The following is a 22055-nucleotide window of genomic DNA, read 5'->3' on the forward strand; positions in this document are numbered from 1 at the left end:
GTTAACCCCTTATCCAACATTTCGTTGTTGGACGCTATAACGTGTTACTTCAAATCCATTCCAATTGTTCCATCGTGCATCGGGAGATGCTGGAAGCCCCCGATAATTCCAGGAAATGAGCGCGGTATAATGATGCTCTACCTCAGCCCCGGTTGTTTTATTGTGATCACGTGTTGAAAACACGACCTCAGCTAAGTCATGGTGGTTACGTTTTTTTCCTTTCTGTTCCTGAGCATTTAAACGTGCCTCATCAATAAAATTAACATTATAAACATGGACACTACGGCTATTTTGGGTACCCAATTGATTGACCGGCGACTCCTTGTTACTTGAACGTTGCGCTTTATCATATTCCAGAGCCACTGAGCTTGATGAAAGCAGGTGGATTAACTCAAACTGAGCACGGTAACTACTGATGTCATAACTTTCGCGAAAATTAACATAACGAACTAAATCACTTTCAATTTGTGCTTGCGAGGCAAGTAGCTTCTTTCCGGTGATTTGTTCAGCAACCGTTATCCCATTGGCATAATGATGAATCATGATTGGCTCTAATTGTTTTAATGGCAATAAAGCAGCAAGTGCCAAAGCTAAAGAAGTACACGCTACTAACGCATTTAAAAATGCTAACCTGTAACGATTACGCGAGGATTCAATTCCTCCAAAGCGATCGTCAGCCCATTCGCATGCCTGCTTAAAATACTCCCCTTTTAGTGGTGCTTTGTTCATAAAGTTACTCATTTATTTTTCCATTGGTTATAAAGCTGTTGTACTCCTTTCGCTCCTTGAACCGATTTGCTGGCTAGAGAAGCTCCTTGCTTTAGGGCATCACCAGTATGTGCTCCTCCTGAGGCACCGCCGATGTGCTTGGCAATAGGTATAACAATAAACATAAGAAATAAAGCAAGGAGCACCACGAGTAGAAGAGGAACTAAAGTGGCTACCTTAAGGTCCATTACCTCATCCCCCTGCCCAGAACCCACCACCCAATGCATCCAATTCATTGCCATTCCCACCATAAGGCTTGAAAAAATTAGGGCAAATGAAAAGCCACTTAAAAAGCCAATCCATGCTTTATAAAAACTTTTGGTTTGCTCAAAAAAACAAAAGGCCATGAATAGAGGTGCCATAGACAACAACATGCACAAACAAAATTTAATCAATGCCACTTCAATCAGAGCAAAACCCACAACAATCGTTCCCCCAAGAATAAAATTCCAACCAATAAATAAAGGTGCCCAATTCCGATAACTTCCCTGCTTCATGATATCCACCCCGGTATTCACACTTTCAGTAAGTACCGTCTGCAACGCATCATTAACTCCGGCACCTGAATCAAAGGCTTGAGGTACCTGAAATGAGCTGGTGGCGACAACATGACTAATGCTGGAAGCACTGTGCAGAAAAAGCCCGACAAAATAATCGCTGAAATAAAGCCAATTCAATGCAAATAGGTTGATAAGCCCTATAGTGAACGCCATTTTGAGAAAAGTATTTGTACTGGTTTGCACAACCCCGGCATTAATTAAATAACCCTGAATAATGATATACAACGTACTTAATGCAGCAATGGGGGCAGCCATATACATAGCTAAGGCTTGATAGTTTGTCGTTAAAAATGAAGAGGTCATGGCGTCCATTCTATTCATAAACTCAGCAACTAAGATGGTGTAATAAGGTGTACTCATATTCGAGCCTTAACGTGAAAAATAAGCGCGCTGCTGCAGTTCATCCTTGATTCGTGCATACACTTTATGGTCTTGAACCTGGGTGCTGCTGATTGAAATCCCTTGCTCAATCAATTTTATTGCCATCATGTGATACAACGCATCACAATTAAAGGAAGCGTTCGCTCGTTGTTCCATACACTGTGCATAACGAGCGCTAATACCTGACTCATGAAATCCTTGTTCTTCCATCGCATCAGTACAGGCATTAATTACTAACCGTGCCGCCTCATCTGCAGATATCTTGTTTAAAGGATTCTCTGAACATGCGGTGAGTAACACCATCGCAAAACAACTTCCTATAAGTAGTCTCAGTTTCATTAAGTGCTCCTTTAATTGAGATGATTCACTTTGTTTATGGAGTTAATCGGCGTTTGCGCACAATAACGCCCAAAATCAGGACATGGCGCTCTTAATTCATGGGTCTTACTGCAAGCAACTGCCAAACTTGCAATGACGAATAAAACGGTTATTTGCATTATTTTTTTCATTTAATTCTCCCAAAAATCTTCAGCGAGCCAGGTATTGAGACAGCTCAGCCTCATCAGTAAGACCTGAGCCTGATTGAGAAACCAAAAGATGATTCAGCAGCGATTGCGCTTTTAACTTTTGTACTTCAATGTACGCAATTTCGGTAAGCAAGCGCGAGTTTAAATCCACTGCAGCTTTAGTATTCTGAGCCTTTTCAATTTGCTCGGATAAATCATGAACCCGTTTTAAACTGTCATTAATGTCGTTAAATAACACTTCGCTCTCAATACTTACTGTTTGCGTTACTTGTCGATCTCCATCAAACTGCTCCGTACGATGCAATGATGCTCCTTGGCTAAAGCGTTGTTTATTTAAGCTGCTATGTTGCGCTTCATACGCACTCACTAACTCTCGATAACGCTCAGGATTACCACCGGAAATTCCTTTTAATGATTCTTTCCATGTATTTGCAGATTGTCTTCGCTGGACATCCGATAAGGAATTAAACAAACGCCCATAACCTGAATGCCCACTGTTGTATTTATTAAGTTGTTGAATGCCCTTTAACTGCGAGCCATGGGTTTTATACGTTTTATCGAGAAGCTTATATTGCTTCTCCATTTGCCGAAGTTGGTCGACTAATTTGGCAATAATCGCAGCATCTCCTGCGGGATCAGCAACACACTCAGGCATCATTACGCAACTTAACCCAAAAAACACAAAAAACATCACTGGGTTTAGGCGCATTCGTTTTGCTCCAGAAACACAGGTAACCAATTGGCCGCCTTTTTACCCAATCGTTGACGTAACCCATCCACCTCACGTACTGAGTTCACATTCCCAGATAAAACAGCAAGCTCATTACGAATAGCACTGAAATCCACATGGCATAAAATAGACTCCTGCTCTTGCTTATAAAGTATTAAGCGTGAATTAGCTGGATAAGAACGCACTAAACGATATTCTGCTGACGTTAAATGCAGTTCATCGACGTAAACCTGTTCATCTGCGCTCGGATTGGGAAATACAATCAAGGTGGCCAAGTTATTCAATAAAATATGATTGATCGGTGAGTTCACAATTGATTCAGGAGACTGAGTTAACCCCACCATATGGCCATAGAGCTTTCTAATCGTAGGCACATAATGTTCTAAAACATCGCGCCAAAATGGCGCTTTGAGTGCTTGCCACATTTCTTCAAAAAGGAACGAAGTAACGTTTCCTGTGAGACTCAACTTGAATCGATGCAGAATATACATATAAAAAGGAGCGCTGATGTGTGATGGAACACAGTCCATCAAGTAAGTTACATCTAATCCCATTTTATCTGCATTCAAACTTAATGAATCGCTCGCATTATCAAAGGCCCAAGCATATTGCCCTTCATTCCAAGTTCCATGAGCCCGCAACCAACGTCGTAACTGCGGCCAGCGAGGGAAATCAATGGAGAATAATCCCGCAATATTAGATAAGGTTCGGTCTTGGGGGGCCAAATGGTCAAAGCCATAATTAACCACGTCATTAATTGTCTCTGTGATCGCACTATCAAGCCCTACATCTGTCTCATCCAACAACAACGTTCCTATCCATGACTTACAAAACTCCCTGTTTTCGGCAGTGTCTGGTAGTTGTAGTGGATTCATCGTAAATTCTTGTGTGGATGTAGGGTCTAATTTGAGATAAACCCCATCACAAGCAAGAACGAAAATTTTGGCCCCCTCATTACGGTCCAAGAGAAAAGTGCGATGCCCCGTGAAGCGATTCATTTCTGAATCTAAAAAACAAGCCAAGGCTGTTTTTCCTGAGCCATTACTGCCTATGATTAACGCATGCCCAGAAACAGGGCTGCTGGAAGTTCCAGGCTTATGATAATTTAAAAAAACAGGCGTGTTTTGTGGGGTACGCACTAAGGTAATCGGCTCCTCAAGCATACACTGGTTTTTGTTACCACTTTGCGTATTATGCAAGGAGCAAAAATCGGCGAAATTTTCTGAGGTAATGGGTGCTGCACGGGCAATAAATCGTGAGTTTCCAGGAACTTGTGCATAAAAGGAAATCGTCTGCCCCAAAGTTTCCCGCACTACTGGAATAAAAGCGCTAGCGTAGGCTTGTGTTGCCTGACTTATTGCCTCCTCCAGTTGCTCATGAGTTTTACCTAAAATCATCATGCTATGATGATGAAGTCCAACTGCTGCTTTACCACTGGCCACTAAGTCAGCAAGCTCGCAAAGCTCCTCAACTTGAGATGCCGCATGGTCTTCGCTGCTTATTTTTTTATTTTGTGCTGACTCAATTGCCTCAATACTGGCTTCAAGTGCTAAGGGTGCAAAAGTTTGCGTCCGTATAAACTCACAATCGAGTGCTAACAAGGCATCCAATGAGGTGGGTCTTGTTTTTCGGTAATAGGATTTAATAGAAAGCATCGCCCCAAAATGCGCCTCATTTGGACCATTTCCTTGAAATTGAATTGCATTACCAAAAAACACGCGATGATTCGCTAGGTACTGTCCTAAATGCCCTCGTGGATAGTTCATCGATAAAGAGTTTATTTGTTGGATGGTATTTGCTTGAATCGGATACGTTGAGGCAGAGGATAGGCGTACTTTTTTGCCACCATTGGGCACTAAGGATAAAAACTGAATTAGCTCATTAGCTCCATCTTCATGCTCTCCAAGACGTCGTACCCCAAATGCAGCTAATGCCATCATCCATTGACTTACTTGCTGATTCAAAACGTTTATTCCATAGGAGCGCGCCGTACCTCTTGCCGCAACAACATTTTGATTAATTGATTGATGCACCCACGATAAACCACGTTGCATCACCCCTCGTTTTAAAGGGGTTGATGAATTAGGTTTATAAAGCAGTGTTAAATAAATATCATTAACATAAAGTCCTTTAGAAAATTGACGATGATATTGGTTATGAAGGTGTTCGCTAAATTCATTACGAAATCCATTACTCGATAAAGCAGCCGACTCAAAACGGCGATGAAGAGTTTCCATAATCATAAATTCAGAACCAAGCTGGAGTAATGCATGGTGCATAGTTTGTTGGTACCGCTTTAAATCTTCGGACTCTATGGTTAAATATGGAATTCCTTTTATTTGCAGTACTGCGCCTAATTGACCGTCTTGGGTTTCAAATACATCCGGCGCAGTCAAATGGGTGATTGGGATATTTCGAGATACCCCGACCTCCTGCTGCACCCAGTTTTTTAACTTAGTAAGGTTCATAACTCACTCCGCTCCAGATGCGTTCATTTCCTGACTTAACTAGTCTTTTTCGTGCTAAAAAAATGGGAAACCACTGTATATCCATACGGCATAAAATTGCGCACACAACATGTAGTGGCAGCCATACGGCAGCCCAAAAGGGATTTTTTGCCAGGGCAAAAACACAAAAGGCAATGATGACGTTAATAAAAAAGGCATCCATGGTCACTCCAAGTTTCATTGCAGGACGGGTTAATGCTAAAAACAAGGTATTTTCATCTGACTCATTAAGTGTTTGCATTGCCCTAACCCCACCACATATCTGCGAGCGTGGGGCCACCTAAAATAAGCCCCATCCCTATCACAATACGTACAAACGTTTTTTTCTGAATTTGTTGGGTTTCTAAATACATGTAACCTGCACCAACCACCACACAAACCCCAACTACCCGAGCTAAATCACCGGTTAAATAATTAATTATGTTTTGAACAATAACTTCAGGCGTAATCCCTGAACCTGAAGCCCAGCAAGGGCTGGGTAAAGCCACTAAAGAGGCAATAAACCAAAACAAAGTATGCGTTTTTGTTTTAAGCATTTGTTTCATTGAGTCACCTCTTAAGCACATTACGCTGCGTGTTGCGTGCATTTAAACTTCTGGGTTAGCAATTCAATAAGCTCCTCATCAAGTTGCTTTGGCTGGGCACGAGAAGACTCATCGTTTTCTGCTAAGATTCGTTGATGAATTTCATCCCGGTATACTGCTAAGTCCCTGGGTGCCTTAATCCCTAAACGCACCTGATTGCCATTAACCCCTAAAACAGTACATACAATGTCATTACCAATTACGATGGATTGGCCAAATTTACGTGTTAGAACTAACATAAAACGCTCCTTAAGCTGCTTGATGTTGTTGAGGCTCTAATTCCTCAGCATTCGTTTGTTTTCTTAAAAAAACCTCTTTTCTATCCACATCAATGTGGGCTGGTGCTCTTACCCCTAAGGTAATAATCCCGTTATGCTCATAAAGCACCTTTACTTCAATTTCACCTTTGTTAATCAAGATTTGCTCACCAACACGTCGTGTTAATACCAGCATGACTTTCTCCTTTTTGGTTTATCTCAACATCGCTCTCATTTTTTCCAGATGCAGCGCAGCCACCTCTGGACGACCTTTTTTGTAATTTGGATTTTCGTGAAATACCGTGCGTTTTTTTGCATCTCGGCATAACTCCAAAAATTGTGGTAGCGTCGGAGGAAATTCTTTCTTATTCCCGCAATGCGCCAGGGCTTCTTGCAAATATTTATCCTCTACCTGCTTTAATGCATTAACCCATTCGTTTTTCATAAACTCGATAAACTCCTCATTTTTAAATTGGCTACGCCACAACTGCCCGTAAAACGCACTAAAACTCAAAAATAACCGGTCAATACGCTTGCGAGCTGGTTCGGTAGTCGAAGAGGTCGACAACGTTGGTTTCTTCTTCAAGTCCTGACTTGCATGAGTCCCATAAGCTGTCCCCAGCGGTTTGTTTTGCATAATCTGTCCGATGGCGCGCATGACCTTTCTCCTGTGATTCATCCTGGGTTAATTCATCATTCCAACACTGCTGAGCCAGCCAATTAGCAGGGTACTTCCACGCAGCAACCCATTGGCCGTGACTTTGTAAGTGCTGGGTATGTGTGATTTGCGCTTGGAGTGCTTGAAGTATCTGGGAACACAAGTGCTGATTGGGATTTAATGCTTGAAACTGCTCCCAAGCTTTTTGCTGTGATTTTTTTAGCGGGTACAAAGCCCAAAATTGTTCGAATTGGGATAATAAAAAAATATAATAATTATCTTTATTTAGAGGTATGGCGGCTTTTTGAGGCTCACCTATGTCGGCTTTAAAGAGCTCGATCTCAGATAAGACAGTCTCCGCAAGGCTTTTCTCGGATGGGTTTGTGATGGCTTTCTGTGGTGGGTTTATGGCGGCTTTATTTTGGACAAAATAACCCAAAGTAGCCAATTGGCATTTTAAAATTAAATGCAGCCCTTCGGATTGCAATGCAATAATCCCTGCACGTGCCAAACCAGACACCGCACGCCGGATCTGATCACGTGACCAGCTTTGGCTTTTTATCCCTTGATGTGGCTCCACATAAAGCTGTTCAGCAATTGACTGATAACTGATTCTTCGTTTCACGCCCACAACCCCTGTTTTAACGTCCATATATGGTCGTATTCCTCGTAGATAAGCTAACTGTTGTATGTGAGACAATCCGCACAACACAGCCAACTCATCACCATTAATTAAAAAATCCATGGCTACTCTCTATCCGTGAAAAATTTATTATTACGCTCTTTGTACTTCCGTATTTCCTTGGAACCAATGATCCTTGGTTCCAAGGCTCCAAGGTTTTGTGTTATCTTTACATTAACGAAAAACTCAATAGTAGAAGGCACTATTAATTAAGAGCATTATGCGTTTTCTATGCTATGTAGATACGCGTATTAAAACACCATACTATACCTGAAATGCGTACAAGTAAATACGTTATACTTAAATATGGTATTTTCAAAATAAATTTATTCAAGGTTCGTTATGGAACAAAATAATGAAGAACAGCGCGTACATGCTGGGCGTCGCATTAAAACAGCAAGAAGCTTAGCGGGTATCTCTCGCAAAGATTTAGAAACTAAATATGGAATTAGTATGCATACTCTTCAGTCATGGGAATTAGGAAGAAATCCTATTACTGAAAAAGCAGCATCAAAATTAGTGGAAATATTTCATAGCACTGGCGTGAGCTGTTCTGCTCAGTGGCTACTATCAGGCTCCGGCAAAAGCCCAAGCTTATTAGATGCGGAATTAGCTCCTTATCCGACTCTAAATAAACATATTTCCTCACTACTAACTCAAGAAAATACTATTCAAAAAGAAATTGAATTTTTTAAAACTAATAACCCTAATGCTACGGTTGTTATGGTTTCTGATGACACAATGGAGCCAACCTACAATAAAGGTGATTTTGTTGGAGGCATTCAATATCTAAATGCTTCAGATATAGATGAATGCTCAGGGCATGATTGTATTGTAGAAATTGGCGAAGGCATTTATTTTCGGCGTTTGATGAAAAGACAAAACGGCTATGCTTTAGTTTGTTTAAATCCTCAGACAACAATTGAAGATCCTATACTTTTTACAAAGAAAATTTTATCAGCCACTCCAGTGATCTGGCATCGATGGAAATTTATAAAACCGGATTAACTTAGGAGTAATTAAATGGCTTCCAAACAAAGCACTATTGATTTTATTCTTGATCAAATTGCAGGAGCAGGAAAAGTATCCGCGAAAAAAATGTTTGGTGAATATGCTATCTATTACAATAATAAAGTTGTTGCTTTGGTTTGCGATGACCAATTATTTATTAAGTCTACCAATGCAGGTAAAGCATTTATTAAGAATTATGTTGAAGGTTATCCCTACCCTAATGCCAAGTCCCATTTATTAATTTCAGCTGATCTATGGGATGAACAAGAATGGTTATCCCATCTCATTCAAATTACAGCATTAGAAGTGCCTGAGCCTAGAAAGAAAGTAATAGCATATAAATCCAGCTTTTAAGCCTAAAATAGCTTTAGCGATATGAACAGCCCCAAGGAATAAATATTATGATAGATCTTTATTACTGGCCTACGCCAAATGGACATAAAATTACTATTTTTCTTGAAGAGGCTGGTTTACCATATAACCTTGTACCAATAAATATTTTTAAGGGTGAACAATTCTCTGAAAGCTTTTTAAAAATATCACCAAATAATCGAATTCCCGCTATAGTTGATCACAATCCCAAAAACTCTGATAAGCCAATATCTATATTTGAATCAGGCGCGATCTTACTTTATTTAGCCGAGAAAACAGGGCAATTTTTACCGTCTAGTGTGCACAATTATCATGAAGTACTACAATGGCTATTTTGGCAAGTTGCAGGATTAGGCCCCATGGCTGGGCAAAATCATCACTTTGGCCAACATGCCAAAGAGCTTACTTATGCGGTGGAACGCTATGTCAAAGAAACAACCAGGTTATATGGTGTTTTGGATAAGCAATTAGCTAACCAAGAGTTTATAGCAAATGAATATTCAATCGCTGATATGGCTTGTTATCCTTGGATTGTTCCTTATGAAAAACAACAACAGGATTTAGAAAACTTTCCCTATTTAAAGCAATGGTTTTTAAAGATACAGACTCGCCCTGCTGTTCAACGTGCTTATGATAAAGCTAAAAACATAAATGTAGATCTTATTTTAACAGAGCAAGCGAAAAAAATTCTTTTTAATCAGGGTAAATAATAAGCGCACAAAATCCTTATTTAATCATGTTAAAAAGTAGGTATTGTGATTTGGGTAATATGTTGTCAATCTACATACAAGTTTGTTGCCAGCGGTTTAAAAAAGTTAATACTTGTTCCACCTGTGTCATATAACTTTTTTACCACTAGCACTAAAGTGCTCTTGAGTTTTAAAGGGATTTTGCCTATATCATTCCACCCAAGCAAGATAGGTTGAATAATATAGGAAAGATAAGGCATTAAGTATTCTAGTTCAACAGTTATAAGTTCTTCTTTCATCACTCACAGGAGTATCAAGAACTTCAGACGGCGCACTAATTTCCTCTGAATTAACTGTAGCATTCTTATGCTTACGTTCATTCAGTTTATGTAGTAGCTCTCGGTGGTTACGGGCAAACTCAGCATGTGGACTTAATCTTCGTACATAGCCCTTCTTTTGGGGGGCCTCAGCTGTTTGACTGGGTGCATTCTCTTCTTGGGCTACATCACTATCAGTTACTGCACTTTGTTGTACTTCATTTACTGGATTCTGAATATTTTCAGAGAAACATCCTCTAAGAAGATGAACTAAAGCAATAACAGGTGTAAGGAGTAATGTTAATCCTACTGCAGCACTAAAACGAGCAACTTCTAAGGGCACGGCTATAGACCAGACTAATACATTAAAAATTGATAAAGTGATGTTCGTCTCAGAATAAAAATCAGTAATTAGCTTGCGAGCAACTAAAGGGAAAATCAAATAATCCAATGCGCCTTTAGCCCCGCCACGACAATCATTTTGGCCATGAAAATATAAGTCATAATGCTCACCCATGAGAATTTCATAGGCGGCATAAAGAGCCGATTGAAAATCTAAATTACTATTCCAAGCTTTATATATATTTTCAGAAACCAGGGAATCAATCATTTCTTTTCCCTGACAGGGGTCATCGCTGCCACCAAAACGATAAGTAACTCCTGAATTACATGAAGCTGGATTTAGAGCGCTAAAAAACGAAAACTTCTTATGTGTAGTTATTTTTCTAGGTATTTTTCTCATAATGAGTGCTTATCAAACCTTTATTTGAGTAGTTTTGTGCTTTGCGTAATATGTTCTAAATCTTCACGCAAGTTTGTTGATAGCGGTTTAAAAAAGTTAATACTGGTTCCACCTGAGTCATATAACCTTTTTGCCATTAGCGCTAAAGTAGTAAAGATGCCTGCAACGATTAAAATGCCAATTACCGATAACAATTTTAAGTTTTGCTCCGATGCTGATTGGTTATTTTTATTTAGAAGAGCTAAGGTAGAAGGATTCTTTAATTGAAATTCAACTTGCTCTAGCGCTTCGTTATCATCTAACGATGCGTTTTCTAAAATATCTTTTAGCTCTTGGGTAGCAAGCTTTTTAAGGTAACTATCAAATACAGGCATAGCTCGTCCTAAGCGGGCGTTTATTACAAACAAATCAAGATTGGACTGATAATTTGGCAAAGTTTCAATAAGAGTAAGGAGTGCGTGAAAATGTTTTAAAGTTTGGCTTATTTTTAATGAACATGGCGCATCATCTGAATAAGCATAGTCACTTTCTTGAAGGTTCTTATTCTTTTTTATTTCTGCCCAATCACGATGATTCTTACTCATAAATAAATGTAAAATCTCAACCAATACCTCTAAATTATATAAAACCAAATCTGGATCATTGTGCTCAAGATTTTCCTGAAAGCGGCCATACAGTTTCATTGGCTTAAGAGGCTGGCGCGTTCCATCTTCTGTTTCAATATAAAGTTCACCGCTAAGATACCTTCCATAACCCAATGTAGAAGACATACGAAAAATATTCTTCAAGAAAAAATAATAATTGCAAAGTACCCAGTCATTAAAACCAGGCTCCGGTGCATCCTCGCCAAGCACTTCTATAAAAGAAACATGATCAGGTTTGTATAAACTTTCTCCAATCAACTTATTTAATTGCCCTTCTTTATGATTGATATAACGTATACACGCTTGACGAAGCATGCTTCTTGCTTGTTTATGGCTTATTTGTGACATTTAGCTTACTCCTACAGAATGCTTAATAAGCATATATTTGCAACCAATTTTATCAAATTTTAATCACTCGGTCAAAATAATAAGCCGAGTGCTTTTAGTTACTGTACAACACATCTCGGTATTGTTGGCATCAGCGATGGAATAATATCATCCTCGGCATTTGCATTGAGCCCTTCTTTTCCATATGCGACTTTAGCATTCTCAAATGAAGATATATCTATACCATCCGTTTCCCATGAAGCACTCTCTGGGCAAGACTGTAATTCCTTTTCTTTATAAGCAACAACATGACGTAACAAATCGTCAGGTGTAACAATACTTGAAGTTTGAGATGAGGTCTTAGATTTTAATGCTGAATAAAAACCACCAGACTCTAAGCAACGGAATGCCAGAGAAGCACAGCTTTCTGTAGTTTCATTACGGTAATTACGCGTGAATAAATTGGAACCCTGCATAGTCCATCCTATTACAGCGTCTGGTTGTTGTAACGCTTTAAATTTCTGATTAACTTTTTCAGCGTTTAATGAGTATAAAACCACTCGAAAATTAGCATGCAACAACTTAACCGCAAAAAAACTATATTGTGGCAGATAATGTGGCGGTACCTCAGTCACTGGCTGGTAGGTATTATCTGTACTGTCGAATCGATAAAATACTTCTCCAGGTAACAAAGCCATCCCACGATAAGCAGGACGGAATCGAACTTCTTTAGTATGTCCTTTTTGAGCAGTAAGATTTAGTATTTCCGGTTTAAAACGCTCTAACAAAGCTAATTGGCTCAGCGTTAATGGTGCTGTTAGATTAGCTAGTTGCTGATTAATTTTTATTAACTCACTTTTATCAATACTTCCTCTTACCGTCTCTTTAGAGGATTTCACAACATAAAGGAGAGAGCCATCTTCCGTAAGATCAAAATAGATTTTTCTTGATTCGATTACAGGAGCCTGAAGATCCGTACGTGTATGGCCCCTTTGGGAGGTAATCTCCAGAATATAAGGGAGAAAGGTTTGCAGCACATTTGCATCAACCCTCTCAAATAAAACATCTACCAATTTGCGACCATTCTTCAACTGAATATCATCTTGAATAATTGCTTTTACAACCTGTCCAGATGGAGCTTTCACTGTGTATTGGATAAGTAAATTAGCAATCAATTCTCGATGGGCCTCTGACATCATATCTACTATCTCAGGATAAAATGCCTTAATCAGCTCTAACTTAGTTTCATTTAAAGGTGCTTCTAATGAGGCAAGCTCAGAACTAATATTTTCTATAGTCTCTTTATTTAAACTCCCCTCAACTCTTTGATTCGAAGGTGTTATCGCTGTATAAGAAAGAGAACCATCCTCTAGTAGTTCGAAATATAATGAACCTTTAACCAAGGCCACATTCTTTTGCATTAAGGAAGGACTATAAGCATTAATTAACTCCATGTAGATTTTGTTTTCCTCTATGGTTTTTTTCTCTATGGACTCTTCCTCCGTTAGTAAACAAAGCTCATATCCCATTAAACGAAACTCATATTCACCACTTTCACTAATCGTTTCACGCATGCAATCTTGTTCATAATCCTCTACATAGTCAGGTGCGCTAGCAAAAAATTTAACCTTTCCTTGTTTCGTTGTATTTCTTTTATAGGGTATAGCTACCTGCACACCTCCAGGCCATAAACTGCCATGGCCTGTTGATGTCGTAAAGGATATATGCCCTACATTGGGTCCCGGAAGGGCCTTGTTGCGATCAGACGTCCATATGTTAACAATTACATACTGTTTTTTATGTACTGACAATTCAGGCATCTTTGTTCCTCTATTTTTTGTGTCAAACAATCTACTCTAATTAGAATACAGGGATAGCTACAGGAGCTTGTCTCTCCAAATAAGCGTCTACAGCCTCTTCGCCTGATTGCACTAATGCGGCCTTCCTCTCGTCAGAAAGATTGAACGAAAACATGCTAACGTTTAAATGGTCAATATAAACAGTACGCTCCAGATTCTCCTTACGATTATACCGTTCTTCTTGCAAAGGAGTTCTCGCACTCAATAAACCAGAAGCCACTCCAATAAACCCATCCTTATTTTCTCTAGGTTTTTCCCCTTCTCCATTATCTCTTAAATCTTCACAGTATTTTTTATGTTCAGCCGAGACTAATCTGAAACCCAAAGTTTGCTGATTATAACGTCGGCCATCTTCAGCTTCGAACATCTCTTCGTCCTCATCCATATAGCGCTCTTCATCAAAGCAATCAATTGGGTAATTATCATAAACGCCACCATCTTCCCACATTTCAGCATTAAGAACGCAACGAACTCCATCAATTTTTGCATAGACTTGATATGGCTTAAAAAGGCCAGGAATTGACATAGACATACGAATAGCATCGGAGATAATGACATCTTTATATTCAGGATTATCACAACTAAATACTTTCTTTTCACCTCGAGTAAAATTGGAAGCAACTACTTTTAAGTCGCGAAACCCTACATTAGGATAATCAAGTGTTAATTGATGAAGCTCTGCGAAGGTAAGGTTTTCACCTGTATGTGCGCCGTTCGTTAATTTTTTTACCTGCTCCTGTATTTTCCCCTCTAACCAGAGACGTAAGTATTCGCCTTCATATAAACCGCCTTGCTGATACAGACGATGTGCAACAACCTTTTTAACAGGTTTAAACATTTTAACTGGTTCAGTAGGCTTAACTAATTTAGACGTTTTAGTATCATCTGACGATGTAGGTTTAACAACCACTGGATTAGGAACTTTAAGAGGCTTAACTGCTAAAACAGGTGATTTTCCATTCGACACCTTATCAACAGTTTTTAAAACCTTACCTCTTGTATAAGTAGCACCAACACCATCATCCAGAATTGCTTCAAAATCAAATTCATCCAGTAAATCCTTAACATCTTTTGGGGTGCAACCAACAGCTAATAATCCTGCAGTAATTGAACCAGCAGAAGTACCTGCAACCCTTTTGATCTTGCTCATATCCAGACGATCCATTGCACCAACATAAGCAATACCTTTTACGCTACCGCCTTGAAATACTAGATTCGTTATTAATTGATTGGGCATTCTAATTCTACTCCTCGTTTTATTCGTTAAAAATAAACGTCCTTATCACTTAATCCGTTGATTTCCTTTAATTTAATGGAAAGCGCTGTTTCGAAATTTATTATTTCATTTGCAACATGGGGTTATCGTATATTATTATCGTTTCAGGGTTATTTTTAATTGCATTTACTATACTGCCTGGTCTAAGTAACCAATAATCAGATACGTTTAGCTTGAAGCCTAATGAGTTTTCGTTAATTCTATCTATACAATATGTAACGCAATTATGAATTTGTTTCTCATTATCAATACCTTCTTTTCGAGATGAAGGCGCGATCGCTGTTTTATAGTTGCCACTAACAATCCGCTTAATGAGCGCCTCCTCGAGGAAATTCCGCATGCTTTTAAGCCCCTTAACCTCAGCACGAATCCATCCGATATCAAACTTTCTATGCAACGCTTTAATAAGATTTGCCAAAGTACCTCTTTCATACTCAGAAACCGTCATTTCTGAACTCGTTTCGTTATGTTCCAAATGCACAACCTTTAAAACCCGCTGCCCATACCCAGTTAAATACTCATATCCCAGCATAGAATGTATTTTTTCTTTACTGGAGAAAAAGTACACATTTCCATGTTGTAATGTTAATTCTATTTCGGGAAATAAATAGCTAGGAACAGAATTAGTTCTTGAGCTACACAAAAGAGAATGCGTAATTAAATGGCCTTTTAAGCGAGCATCTGGATGATAATTTAATAACTGCTTGCATACGTGCTGCTGACGTTTATCTTGTGGAAGAAGGGAATAACGTAATTCGTCTGGAATTTCTTTCTCATTAATATCTGCTCTTAAATAAGCAAATATTCTTTGTGCTCTATCTTCTGTTGCGTGTCCATGAAAATATTGAGACAACTCTTGAATAGGGAACAGCTTATTGTAGAAATCAAACAGTTGCCAAGGTATTGTAAAGTCAACGGTAGTTAAATCGCTGAGAGTTAAACGCAAGAAATTACCGCTTTCATTCTGGTGCCGCTCAAAAGATAAATTAATCGACCTCAAAAAATCATTAATGGTTAAATGTGGGGCCTGCCTGGATATATGATAAAATAGCGAAAGCAATACACCTAACCGGTCTTTATACTCTTTTTTATTGTTAAATCCTATTTCGTCATTATCAACAATCATATTACCGAGCAGCTTGATTTTCGTCTCAGAGCCGTTACGTACTAAGTTATCCAGATTATTTTTAGAATTGATTTTGATATAGTTAAAACACAAAGATAGTGTATTTAACTTTACAGAGGATTTTCCGGAATTGAGCACATCCAATAAATCATCCAGTCCTGGGTACGTAATGTTATTGTTGTCCAGTTCGAGATGAATCAATTCCGAACGATTAATTAAATGAGTAGACAGCTTTTGAATTTGTTCATCATTTAGCTGACAATGAGTCAACTTAAGTGTTTGTAACCATGGAACCAATAAAGGGTTTTTCAAAATATTTAAAAATGACTCATAACCCTCTGTTGTGAAATGAATCTTATCAAACGTCAGAGTACTGATAGTTGCACGAATATGGCCTCGCTCAGAAATGATTTTTAGCAAGTCAGGAACAAAGGTCAATTGCTCTAAACTAAATGGATTGCTTAAATTACACTTTAAAAGATTGCAATCAATTTCAGCAGTTACAACGGTTCCAGAACACGTCCTCACTCGATATTGCAATGCTTGACCATTCAATTTGAAATAGATTTTGTTCGGCTCTATTAAACCGCCAGAAACCAGGAATGAAAACTCATAGGCACTATTTTCTAACAACTGGGTTAATGCATCAACTTGTGGCTTATCAAGCGTGAGTTCACGAATAACTAACTCTTCGGCATTAATAGCCCAGTCATTTAGTACATGCCCCTCCTGAATCATATAGTGTGTTAATTCCATTTGCTGGGAACGTTGCAGCTGATGCATTTGCGGTTCATTATTAGCTACCTCAATTCCCTGGGAAGGCCTCTGAATTCGATGATGTACCTGCATCCATAAATACATCAGATAAATAAATGAACGCTCCTCCTCACCAAGTCCTTCTATTGCTTCATCCAATAATTGGGGTGCATTATCATAGGCTGATTTCAGCAAACAGCGTTTAAATAAACCAAGATAATGGCGGATGGCCAGATGCTCTGATGAATCAAGCTCTTGCTTTTCTTTATCATCAAATCCCAAAGGTACATAATAATGTCTGATTAAATAGTCTAAAACTGCTAAATTTCCTTTTTTTGCAGCAATGTCTACTGCACTATTTCCCTCTTTATTTCTAGCAAATACATTAACAGCATCTTTTTTATTTAACTCACCCATAAGTTGAGTTAAATTACCTCGTGCAGCTATAGAAAATAAATCCGGTGGAATCGCAACCCCTACTCTAGGTGGTTGAAAAAAAATATTCTTATTCTCAGTCAACCCACCTTTAGGCACTAGCTGAATCACAGGTAATTCATTAGGACGTCGGGTGGCAACGACCATGGGAGAAACACTGTTTATTTCGTGTTGTTCATCTTCGATGATGCATTGTGGTGGAGTATGGACTTCTTCAGCAACAATAGCTTCAGTAGTATCTACTATATGCTCTTCCATAATTGGAATACTTTTAGTGTCATCATTTTCCTGTACTAAAATGAATCCATCCTCTACCTCAATTAATGCATCATCTGAGGACTCCTGCGTATCAGAGTTTTCTCCCAAAACGATTAAATTAGAAAACTGAGATTCAAGAGCGTTATCATGTTGCGAAATGAGCTCCAAGAGCTCTCGTGCTACAACAAACCGGATATCTTGGTCTTTATCAGTTAATAAATTTAAATAAAATAGCTCTTCTGCGTGTTTAATATTGCCCGTATTTTTCGATTCAGCCCAAGATTCTCTAATCTGCTCTATGTCTTTATATACTTCTGCAAACAAGCGCTGTGAAGGTCGAATATATTTTCCTCGTAATCTAGGTAAATATTGGTAGACAAGCGCGCTATAAAAGTCTCCTGTCAGAATATCCACCAACCCCAGAACGATACGCTTATCTTTTATATGCTTTACCAGAAAATTATTAACATCAGCTGCCATCTCTTTTTTATCTGCTGACGCCAATATTTTAAATAGTTCTGCTACTTGTTTATCCTCTAAAAAAAGCATCATTAACGAATTAACTGCGTTAGCACAAACATTCAAGTTAATATCCTTCAGGGCTTTCAACAAACCAAGGATAACCGTCTCATCCTTCGCATGAAACGTTCCTAAAACATTAGCAGCATTTTGACGAACATCACGATCGTCATAATCTATACCTAAAAAACTAGCCATGGGACTAGTAGCCACACCCTTTAATATTCCGCTGATAGGCATTAAATTATTTGGCTTCGGCATAAAATACTCATATAGAGCGTCTCTCCATTTCCATTCATTAACAGTCAATGCTTTTACAATAGTTGCAGTAACTAAAGGATGGTCATAACCTAAATTCGCTAATATAAATGCAACCTCCAACGATCCCTCTAATCCGTTACGCCTCCTTAACCATTCAAGCAATATCGTCAATCTATCGAGATAACGAGTTACTATGCGATAGACTGAATCACGTTGTGCAGATACAGGCTCAACAAAAACTTTAGTAATGCTATTGATTAACCGCTGACGAAATTGTGGTGGTACATCATTCCAACGACTAATAAATCCTGGCCATTGCATATAAAAATTAGCTGAAACTATTTTTCTACATCCTTGTAGTTCAACATGCGATAATTGCTTACTTTCTGGAACTTCAATTTTTTCCAAATTCGTGCAGTCAATAATTCGCAAGCTTCTAAGATTAGGCGCGTTAATTTGAATAAAACTTAATTGCGGCAAATCCTTCAATACTAATTCTGTCACATTAGGTAATGTTACAGTGAACTCTTTAATTTGAGGTAATTGAGACAATTTTAAATGAGTTAAAGCAGGCGCCCTATTAAATGCGCTTAATGAGGTTAGCGAGAGCCCATTAGTTATAGATAAATACTCAAGCGTCTTATTATTAGTTAATAAAGCAACCAAGAGACGATCTGTTAATGAGCTTTGTGGGTAACGCAAATACAGCTCATTAAAATAGTTCTGTTTGGCAAGTACCTCTAGCAACAGTTTACGCCGCTGCGTACTCATTTGATTCAATAAAGTATGCTTCAGCAAAGCCTGTTGGTCTTCAATTTTGAGACTCAGTAGCTTCGCAATCTCTCCTTTTATAATTCCTATCGCCTCGAGATCAAATGTTTCCCATCGTTGATGAAACTGCTCCAATTCTTCTAACGCAATTTTTGGATTGACATCCTTCCCTCGGTTATCAGCCACCAAGAAATCAAACACTTCATTCGCGCAGGTTAATGTACTACTATAGCTTTGAGTTTTTTCACACCAAAGATATAGACTGCCTTCTCTAACTAACTTATCAAAACGGTCTGTTGCAGATAATGGCAATTGCAAAACGGGGGCATAGTACGAAAAAACCACCGGCTCAACAGACTCTAAAAGCTTTAATGGTGTTGTTTTGTCATACTCCTCAAGGAGTGTTTTTATACGTTGCATTTTATATGCAATATGAAAAACCGTTACTACAGGTAAGGCTAAGTTTAAATAACTTTTTCGATAAGGGTTCGGCTCTTCATTTGGGTTCTTACAGCCATCAAATAAAACCTCGTAGGCCTCCGCAACTGGCGTTAAATCATTTAACCAAGCCTTTAAGGTTTCCATCGTATCTAAGCTTAAAAATTCCTTTACAACTTCCTCATCTAAAGGCTCCTTCATGGCATCTAAGCAGAATATTAAACTTTTCACAAACAGAGCCGTTTTTCGTGAATAACCAAACCAAGAATAATTTTCTTTAGTGGGCTCAACCAGACCTTGGTCATTATCCACACTGAAAATATCATATGAACCGCGTAAATTTCTGATTAGGGTAAGGTTTGCAAGCTTTCCATCTTCAGGATTAGTAAGTAGGCAAAATAAAATAAGCTTACTGAGCGTTTTGCGATCTAAGTTGCTCAAACGTAAATCATTTTCCTCAACCATACTACCAACATCTTCCGAGAACAGCACAGGTATTGTTTGATTATCGATTTTTAACAGACCAGTTACGCTCCAAGGCAATCCACCTTGAGCCCCAAAAAGTCGGCGATACAAATACTGAAGTGCATCATTTATGCCAGGTAAGCCTGGGTAAAGTTTACAGAATACAAATTTTCCAGAAGAAAGCTCTAACTTATAAACAGGATGATTCCCCGGAAACTCAGTGGGACGAGGTACATGTTGTTCACTATCCCAAATTTGTTGAACAAAACGATGATGGAGTGAGACCTGTTGCTCTTCTCCAATCAAAGCTAGATTATCCTGCCCATGATTTTCAGTGCTGAGCTCTCGACTAAGATTTCTTCGCCAATTAGGAAACTCTTTAGCCCATTGCAAACGTTCACCATTTACTTCTGGTAAATTGCCTAGAGTTAATAATAATGATTTTTTTTGTAGCGGTATGTGACCGTTATTGGATATCAGTTCTAAAATTACTGATTTCAAAACCACCAATTGCTCAAAAGTTAACAAATCTCCAGGACTAAAGCCCAGAAGGTTTCCTGGAATTTCACCATTTATATTCGAACTATCTGAAGCGTTAAAAACGGTATATTTAAGTGTCCCCGCCCTATCTAACTCCAAAGCCACATGATTTTCATTAATTATAAAATCGTCAGATTTTAAACAGAGGATATAGGTCGTTTCACACATTACCTCTTTAACAGTATTATAATAAATCTGACGGCTTAATCCTCTCATACGGCCATAAGCCTTCTGATGGGTTTGCATGGACGTATCAAGTCGTTGACTTAGATGATACGCAGTCCATTTTGCACAATCTGGCTCAATGTTCAAATCTTCATGACAGTTTAAGTGGTAGGTATATGGATCTTGAAGAGCATTTTCCACACTGGACTTGCGTTGAACGGCTGATAACATCGAGTAGTAGATGGGTTTTAAATAGCAATCAAGAAATAAAGATTTTTGCTTTCCTGCGGATTGTAACTTTAAAAAGCCATCATGCTCAGATTGATTAAGCCGGTTTTGGATGAGTTGGCATAAACTGTCATCCAAACGAATATCTGTTACAGCTAATTTATTTTCATCAATAAACCAATCAAGCAAGATATGTCCTTGCTCGAACATCTTTATGAGAAGCTCTTGCTGATGGTCTCCAATCAACTGAGTCATAAAATGTTGATTAGTAGGAGCAATGTCTTGATTAAAACTATTTGTTATCTTTGAGTTAGATAGTACCTGCATCCAACCACAGATAAGATAGATATAAGATAGTTCCTCAAATTTAAGTTGCGAAGATGCTTTAGCTAATAATAATGACAGCTTGCCTTCATCAACCCTCTTTTGCGAAAAAATATCTAAAGCTTCGAAATAATAATGAACAGATTTATGCTTTGTATGTAAAGTGAGCTGCTGGCGTAGCTCCTCATCAATCCCTTGTTCGAGATAATGAGTTCTGATCAAATAATCTATGACAGGTAATTGGCCATGGACTGTTGCTTGCAATAAAGCCGTTCTACTGGAGCTATTACATTCTTCTATATTAGCCCCGCCCTCAGGGCTCAATAACCATTTAACCACTTCTAAATGGCCGAATGTTGCCGCTAATAGTAAAACGGTATTTCCATTGTTATTACGTTCAGTAATACTAGAGCTACCATTTTCAGCACTCAACAACCACTGAACAACTTTTAGATGCCCAAGACTCCCCGCCCACAAGACCGCGGTATTTCCATCTACATCAGCTTCCTGGAATGAAGCCCCCGCCTCTTTCAGTCGCTTTAACTCATTTAAATTTCCGGTTTTGGAGGCATCTAAAACTGCTGTCATACACTTTGTTCCATCATTACCCTGTGTTAATTTGAGCGCGATTATAAAAAAATTAATCACTAAAATAAATAGAAAAACCTCAGGAAAAATATAGATTCCTGCTATAAAGGAATTAACCCATTAAAAAAATAGTAATATTTCCTGAAAAATAAACGTGTTGTTTCAAGGTATGTAGTGCAAAACTTTTCAGGAAGATATTAATCTAAAAGAATTTAGCAATGAAAAATCATTCAGCATTTACTTGATATATAAAAAAATTTCTAGTAACGCTAGATTATGGTAAAGATACG

At 38.5% G+C, this 22055-nt stretch carries 20 protein-coding genes; 3 read left to right on the forward strand and 17 right to left on the reverse strand.

Annotated features, from left to right (window positions below; all coding sequences use genetic code 11):
• Positions 1–9: 9 nt before the first annotated feature.
• The 12 genes from BN3124_RS13825 to BN3124_RS13875 form a co-directional block, all read right to left on the reverse strand.
• Positions 10–741, reverse strand: a complete 732-nt coding sequence (locus BN3124_RS13825) for a VirB8 family type IV secretion system protein (protein WP_230849147.1) — start codon at positions 739–741, stop codon at positions 10–12.
• A complete protein-coding gene (locus tag BN3124_RS13830; RefSeq protein WP_058535362.1) occupies positions 738–1688 on the reverse strand; it encodes a TrbL/VirB6 family protein in 951 nt (316 codons plus the stop codon). Before BN3124_RS13830 ends, BN3124_RS13825 begins: the two co-directional genes overlap by 4 nt.
• Positions 1689–1697: 9 nt before the next feature.
• Positions 1698–2048, reverse strand: coding sequence for a putative periplasmic lipoprotein (locus BN3124_RS13835; protein ID WP_058535363.1), 351 nt, complete (start codon positions 2046–2048; stop codon positions 1698–1700).
• 11 nt (positions 2049–2059) lie between these two features.
• Positions 2060–2218, reverse strand: a complete 159-nt coding sequence (gene lvhB7 / locus BN3124_RS17100; protein WP_155522667.1) for a T4SS-associated protein LvhB7 — start codon at positions 2216–2218, stop codon at positions 2060–2062.
• 19 nt (positions 2219–2237) lie between these two features.
• The gene (locus BN3124_RS13840; protein ID WP_058535364.1) at positions 2238–2945 is read right to left on the reverse strand and encodes a type IV secretion system protein; all 708 of its coding nucleotides are present in this window, start codon (positions 2943–2945) and stop codon (positions 2238–2240) included.
• Positions 2936–5434 (reverse strand): VirB4 family type IV secretion/conjugal transfer ATPase, encoded by a 2499-nt coding sequence (locus BN3124_RS13845; protein ID WP_058535365.1) that lies wholly within the window; start codon positions 5432–5434, stop codon positions 2936–2938. The genes BN3124_RS13840 and BN3124_RS13845 overlap by 10 nt, the downstream gene beginning before the upstream one ends.
• Positions 5421–5714 (reverse strand): VirB3 family type IV secretion system protein, encoded by a 294-nt coding sequence (locus BN3124_RS13850; RefSeq protein WP_058535366.1) that lies wholly within the window; start codon positions 5712–5714, stop codon positions 5421–5423. Before BN3124_RS13850 ends, BN3124_RS13845 begins: the two co-directional genes overlap by 14 nt.
• Positions 5715–5718: 4 nt before the next feature.
• Positions 5719–6018: a TrbC/VirB2 family protein gene (locus BN3124_RS13855; RefSeq protein WP_058535367.1), complete on the reverse strand. Its 300-nt coding sequence runs from the start codon at positions 6016–6018 to the stop codon at positions 5719–5721.
• Between the two features lie 20 nt (positions 6019–6038).
• Positions 6039–6296 carry a carbon storage regulator CsrA gene (gene csrA, locus BN3124_RS13860; protein ID WP_078061567.1) on the reverse strand — a complete coding sequence of 86 codons (258 nt, stop codon included), beginning with the start codon at positions 6294–6296 and terminating at the stop codon, positions 6039–6041.
• Positions 6297–6306: 10 nt separating this feature from the next.
• A complete protein-coding gene (locus tag BN3124_RS13865; protein ID WP_058535368.1) occupies positions 6307–6510 on the reverse strand; it encodes a carbon storage regulator in 204 nt (67 codons plus the stop codon).
• An 18-nt stretch (positions 6511–6528) separates the two neighbouring features.
• Positions 6529–6759 carry a hypothetical protein gene (locus BN3124_RS17225; protein WP_078061568.1) on the reverse strand — a complete coding sequence of 77 codons (231 nt, stop codon included), beginning with the start codon at positions 6757–6759 and terminating at the stop codon, positions 6529–6531.
• 79 nt (positions 6760–6838) lie between these two features.
• On the reverse strand, positions 6839–7717 hold the full coding sequence (locus BN3124_RS13875; RefSeq protein WP_058535370.1) for a hypothetical protein: 879 nt from the start codon (positions 7715–7717) through the stop codon (positions 6839–6841).
• 279 nt (positions 7718–7996) lie between these two features.
• Here BN3124_RS13875 and BN3124_RS13880 point away from each other — a divergent pair, with 279 nt between their 5' ends.
• From BN3124_RS13880 to BN3124_RS13890, 3 genes are read left to right on the forward strand one after another with little or no spacing between them, the layout of a single operon-like run.
• Entirely contained in the window at positions 7997–8662 is a 666-nt protein-coding gene (locus BN3124_RS13880; protein WP_058535371.1) for a helix-turn-helix domain-containing protein, read from the forward strand.
• A 15-nt stretch (positions 8663–8677) separates the two neighbouring features.
• Positions 8678–9019, forward strand: a complete 342-nt coding sequence (locus tag BN3124_RS13885) for a TfoX/Sxy family protein (protein ID WP_058535372.1) — start codon at positions 8678–8680, stop codon at positions 9017–9019.
• Between the two features lie 47 nt (positions 9020–9066).
• The gene (locus tag BN3124_RS13890) at positions 9067–9747 is read left to right on the forward strand and encodes a glutathione S-transferase N-terminal domain-containing protein (protein ID WP_058535373.1); all 681 of its coding nucleotides are present in this window, start codon (positions 9067–9069) and stop codon (positions 9745–9747) included.
• A gap of 252 nt (positions 9748–9999) precedes the next feature.
• On the opposite strand, the gene BN3124_RS13900 is transcribed toward BN3124_RS13890, so the two are convergent.
• From BN3124_RS13900 to BN3124_RS13920, 5 genes are all read right to left on the reverse strand, one after another.
• Positions 10000–10785, reverse strand: coding sequence for a hypothetical protein (locus BN3124_RS13900; RefSeq protein ID WP_149865274.1), 786 nt, complete (start codon positions 10783–10785; stop codon positions 10000–10002).
• Between the two features lie 20 nt (positions 10786–10805).
• The gene (locus tag BN3124_RS13905) at positions 10806–11777 is read right to left on the reverse strand and encodes a hypothetical protein (RefSeq protein WP_058535376.1); all 972 of its coding nucleotides are present in this window, start codon (positions 11775–11777) and stop codon (positions 10806–10808) included.
• Between the two features lie 98 nt (positions 11778–11875).
• Positions 11876–13576 carry a hypothetical protein gene (locus tag BN3124_RS13910; RefSeq protein WP_058535377.1) on the reverse strand — a complete coding sequence of 567 codons (1701 nt, stop codon included), beginning with the start codon at positions 13574–13576 and terminating at the stop codon, positions 11876–11878.
• 40 nt (positions 13577–13616) lie between these two features.
• Entirely contained in the window at positions 13617–14852 is a 1236-nt protein-coding gene (locus BN3124_RS13915; protein ID WP_058535378.1) for a patatin-like phospholipase family protein, read from the reverse strand.
• A 100-nt stretch (positions 14853–14952) separates the two neighbouring features.
• Positions 14953–21765 (reverse strand): ankyrin repeat domain-containing protein, encoded by a 6813-nt coding sequence (locus BN3124_RS13920; RefSeq protein WP_058535379.1) that lies wholly within the window; start codon positions 21763–21765, stop codon positions 14953–14955.
• Between the last annotated feature and the right edge of the window lie 290 nt (positions 21766–22055).

This window comes from Legionella saoudiensis, from assembly GCF_001465875.1.
Taxonomy (GTDB): Bacteria; Pseudomonadota; Gammaproteobacteria; order Legionellales; family Legionellaceae; genus Legionella; species Legionella saoudiensis.

What these genes read in the sequence shown, in the direction of transcription:
- BN3124_RS13825 (WP_230849147.1), bottom strand. Translation starts at nt 741, where the DNA reads ATGAGTAACTTTATGAACAAAGCACCACTAAAAGGGGAGTATTTTAAG.
- BN3124_RS13830 (WP_058535362.1), bottom strand. Translation starts at nt 1,688, where the DNA reads ATGAGTACACCTTATTACACCATCTTAGTTGCTGAGTTTATGAATAGA.
- BN3124_RS13835 (WP_058535363.1), bottom strand. Translation starts at nt 2,048, where the DNA reads ATGAAACTGAGACTACTTATAGGAAGTTGTTTTGCGATGGTGTTACTC.
- lvhB7 (WP_155522667.1), bottom strand. Translation starts at nt 2,218, where the DNA reads ATGAAAAAAATAATGCAAATAACCGTTTTATTCGTCATTGCAAGTTTG.
- BN3124_RS13840 (WP_058535364.1), bottom strand. Translation starts at nt 2,945, where the DNA reads ATGCGCCTAAACCCAGTGATGTTTTTTGTGTTTTTTGGGTTAAGTTGC.
- BN3124_RS13845 (WP_058535365.1), bottom strand. Translation starts at nt 5,434, where the DNA reads ATGAACCTTACTAAGTTAAAAAACTGGGTGCAGCAGGAGGTCGGGGTA.
- BN3124_RS13850 (WP_058535366.1), bottom strand. Translation starts at nt 5,714, where the DNA reads ATGCAAACACTTAATGAGTCAGATGAAAATACCTTGTTTTTAGCATTA.
- BN3124_RS13855 (WP_058535367.1), bottom strand. Translation starts at nt 6,018, where the DNA reads ATGAAACAAATGCTTAAAACAAAAACGCATACTTTGTTTTGGTTTATT.
- csrA (WP_078061567.1), bottom strand. Translation starts at nt 6,296, where the DNA reads ATGTTAGTTCTAACACGTAAATTTGGCCAATCCATCGTAATTGGTAAT.
- BN3124_RS13865 (WP_058535368.1), bottom strand. Translation starts at nt 6,510, where the DNA reads ATGCTGGTATTAACACGACGTGTTGGTGAGCAAATCTTGATTAACAAA.
- BN3124_RS17225 (WP_078061568.1), bottom strand. Translation starts at nt 6,759, where the DNA reads ATGAAAAACGAATGGGTTAATGCATTAAAGCAGGTAGAGGATAAATAT.
- BN3124_RS13875 (WP_058535370.1), bottom strand. Translation starts at nt 7,717, where the DNA reads ATGGATTTTTTAATTAATGGTGATGAGTTGGCTGTGTTGTGCGGATTG.
- BN3124_RS13880 (WP_058535371.1), top strand. Translation starts at nt 7,997, where the DNA reads ATGGAACAAAATAATGAAGAACAGCGCGTACATGCTGGGCGTCGCATT.
- BN3124_RS13885 (WP_058535372.1), top strand. Translation starts at nt 8,678, where the DNA reads ATGGCTTCCAAACAAAGCACTATTGATTTTATTCTTGATCAAATTGCA.
- BN3124_RS13890 (WP_058535373.1), top strand. Translation starts at nt 9,067, where the DNA reads ATGATAGATCTTTATTACTGGCCTACGCCAAATGGACATAAAATTACT.
- BN3124_RS13900 (WP_149865274.1), bottom strand. Translation starts at nt 10,785, where the DNA reads ATGAGAAAAATACCTAGAAAAATAACTACACATAAGAAGTTTTCGTTT.
- BN3124_RS13905 (WP_058535376.1), bottom strand. Translation starts at nt 11,777, where the DNA reads ATGTCACAAATAAGCCATAAACAAGCAAGAAGCATGCTTCGTCAAGCG.
- BN3124_RS13910 (WP_058535377.1), bottom strand. Translation starts at nt 13,576, where the DNA reads ATGCCTGAATTGTCAGTACATAAAAAACAGTATGTAATTGTTAACATA.
- BN3124_RS13915 (WP_058535378.1), bottom strand. Translation starts at nt 14,852, where the DNA reads ATGCCCAATCAATTAATAACGAATCTAGTATTTCAAGGCGGTAGCGTA.
- BN3124_RS13920 (WP_058535379.1), bottom strand. Translation starts at nt 21,765, where the DNA reads ATGACAGCAGTTTTAGATGCCTCCAAAACCGGAAATTTAAATGAGTTA.